The following is a 3,093-nucleotide window of genomic DNA, read 5'->3' on the forward strand; positions in this document are numbered from 1 at the left end:
TAAAAACTCGAGGTACACGTGTTAATGGTAAGTTGGTTCAATTGAATCATGAATTAAAAAGTGGTGATCAAATTGAAGTTATTACATCTGTAAACCAAAAACCAACAATGCATTGGCTCGATTATGTAACGACTTCACGTGCAAAAAATAAAATTAGAAATGTTCTTAATGAAGATACCAAAAAAATTGCCGAAGAAGGAAAAGAACTCCTTACTAGAAAATTAAAACATTTAAAAATAACATTAAACGAAACTGTTGTTAATGAATTAGTAAACTTTTTTAAACTAAAAACCAGTTTAGATTTGTTTTACAGAATAGGAATTGGTGCTATTGAGAATCAACAATTAAAAGATTATGCCGCTCAAAAGAGCAATACATTGATGAATTTCTTTAAGAATAAAATCAAACGTTCACCAACTTCAGCATCCGAAGATATTCATAAACAAGAATTAAGCAGCAATTATGATTTATTAGTTTTTGGAAAAGAGCAAGATCGATTAGATTATAAACTTTCTGCTTGTTGTAATCCAATTCCAGGTGACGAAGTTTTTGGATTTGTAACCATAAATGAAGGCATAAAAGTTCACAAAAAAGACTGTCCCAATGCTATTGCAATGCAATCTAATTATGCCTACAGAATAATGCAAGCAAAATGGATAGACTCTTCGCAACAAGAATTTAAAGCCATATTAAACATTACAGGAATGGACACATTAGGGCTAACAAATGAACTTACTAAAGTGATTTCCAATCAAATGCATGTTAACATTCAAAGTATTTCCTTAAGTGGCGAAGCAGGAATTTTTAACGGTCAAGTTACTGTTATTGTTCAAAACAATACCATTTTGAAAAAATTAATGGATAACATTAAGAAAATTGATGGCATAGAAAAAGTTTCTAGAGTTAATAAAAATTAGTACTTATGGTTTCTTTCAAATATGTAATTTTACTAGTAACTTGTATTGCTTTTTCACAAAATAAAACTGTAAAATTACCAATAGATTTAAACACCATTTTTGTCACAATAGATACAGATTCTTATGTGAAATTATTTGAAAATTCATTTGTAAAAGATACTCTTTTTCTATGTAAAAACGTGTCAAACAAAACCGATAAAGAAGATTATTCTGGAAAATATTTCATTGGAAATTCAGCAACAATAGAGTTTTTCTCACCAATGAATACAACATTAATTGGAGATACATTTGGCGATGTAGGTATAGAATTTAAAACTCAAAAATTAAACCAGCTTCAATTATTTAAAAATAAAACTACTAAAACAGACCTAACAACTGTAATTTATGACAGTATAAAACTGCCTTACTATGAATCGTTAACATTAAAAAAAACAATTCCTAATATAGAAATTTCATTATTAGAGTATCAAAAAGAGTACCTTTCTAATTTAGGATTTACAGCAGATCAAATTAATACACAAATGACCTTTTCACAATTCAATTCTATTGTATCTAAAGGTAAAAAATATCCAAGAAAATTTAATAAAATAATAGCATTAGAACTTAATTTAGAAAAAAAAGAATTCAGTTATTTAAAAGAAGCACTAACACAATTTGGAGCTATTTTAAAAAATAAGACATTCAAAATGAATGAAATAACAATAAAGTGCTCCATTAAAAGAAAAGAACATTTTAGAGTAAAAAAAATCAAACTATCATTGCTAGAAAATGTAAAAACCAAAGAAACTATAATCTCTGAAAAAATTAAAATAAAAACTAAAGATAAGGAAGCCGAAATTCTGTTTTCCTATCCATAAATAAAAAAATAAAACTATTCTTATTAACAATTAGTTTATAACTTTAAACCGCTAAACTTTTAAACTAATAAACTAAAAATTATCTTTGTCCAATATGACACTAATTGCAACCGATAACAATAAAAATCAAGAGATTGTAAAAAATGTTTTTACATTGTATCTTGAAGCCAAAGGTCACAGAAAAACACCTGAACGCTATGCTATACTTCAAGAAATTTATGAAAGTGAAGAACATTTTGACATAGAGAACTTGTATATCAAAATGAAAAATAAGAACTATCGTGTGTCACGTGCAACATTGTATAATACGATCGAACTACTATTGGATTGTGGATTGGTTAGAAAACATCAGTTTGGACAAAATCAAGCACATTACGAAAAATCTTATTTTGACAAACAACACGATCACATTATAATGACCGATTCTGGTGAAGTTATCGAATTTTGCGATCCACGTATTCAAACTATCAAGAAAACTATCGAAGAAATATTTAACATAGATATCAATAGTCATTCTCTATACTTTTATGGAACAAAGAAAAAAATAGAAAATTAAATATCTCAAACTACAAACAACAACTTACAACAAATAAAATGACCGTAGATTTATTATTAGGATTACAATGGGGTGACGAAGGAAAAGGAAAAATCGTTGACGTATTAACATCCAAATACGACATTATTGCGCGTTTTCAAGGAGGACCAAATGCTGGACATACTTTAGAATTTGACGGAATCAAACACGTTTTAAGAACTATTCCTTCTGGAATTTTTCACGATAACAACATCAATGTTATTGGTAATGGTGTAGTAATTGATCCGGTAGTTTTTAAAAGTGAAATTGATGGTTTGGCTAAATTTAACTTGGATTTAAAGTCTAAACTTATCATTTCTAGAAAAGCACATTTAATCCTTCCAACCCACAGATTACTTGATGCAGCATCGGAAGCATCTAAAGGAAAAGCTAAAATTGGTTCTACCTTAAAAGGAATTGGGCCAACTTATATGGACAAAACCGGTAGAAACGGTATTAGAGTTGGTGATATTGAATTAGCCGATTTTAAAGACCGATACAGAGCTTTGGCAGACAAACATGAAGCTATGATTGTCTTTTATAATGTTGACATTCAGTACAACTTACCAGAATTAGAAAAAGAATTTTTTGAAGCTATTGAAGATTTAAAGAAATTAGATTTTATTGATAGTGAAGAATATTTACACCAAGCACAAAAAGCAGGAAAATCTATACTTTGCGAAGGTGCACAAGGTTCGTTATTAGATGTAGATTTCGGAACTTATCCGTTTGTAACTTCGTCTAA

Annotated in this window: 4 protein-coding genes; all 4 read left to right on the top strand. The window is 28.6% G+C overall.

The features are described from left to right. A partial coding sequence (locus tag ACH2CG_RS15460) for an ACT domain-containing protein (RefSeq protein ID WP_395066807.1) occupies window positions 1–917 on the top strand: 917 nt, incomplete at its 5' end. A 5-nt stretch (window positions 918–922) separates the two neighbouring features. Continuing rightward, window positions 923–1,774, top strand: coding sequence for a DUF5829 family protein (locus ACH2CG_RS15465; RefSeq protein ID WP_395066809.1), 852 nt, complete (start codon window positions 923–925; stop codon window positions 1,772–1,774). Between the two features lie 94 nt (window positions 1,775–1,868). Next, window positions 1,869–2,330 (top strand): Fur family transcriptional regulator, encoded by a 462-nt coding sequence (locus tag ACH2CG_RS15470; protein WP_395066810.1) that lies wholly within the window; start codon window positions 1,869–1,871, stop codon window positions 2,328–2,330. A 38-nt stretch (window positions 2,331–2,368) separates the two neighbouring features. Then, window positions 2,369–3,093, top strand: a 725-nt coding sequence (locus ACH2CG_RS15475) for an adenylosuccinate synthetase (RefSeq protein ID WP_395066812.1), incomplete at its 3' end; no start/stop codon positions are given.

This window comes from Flavobacterium sp. (assembly GCF_043778725.1).
In the GTDB taxonomy this organism is placed as follows: Bacteria; Bacteroidota; Bacteroidia; order Flavobacteriales; family Flavobacteriaceae; genus Flavobacterium.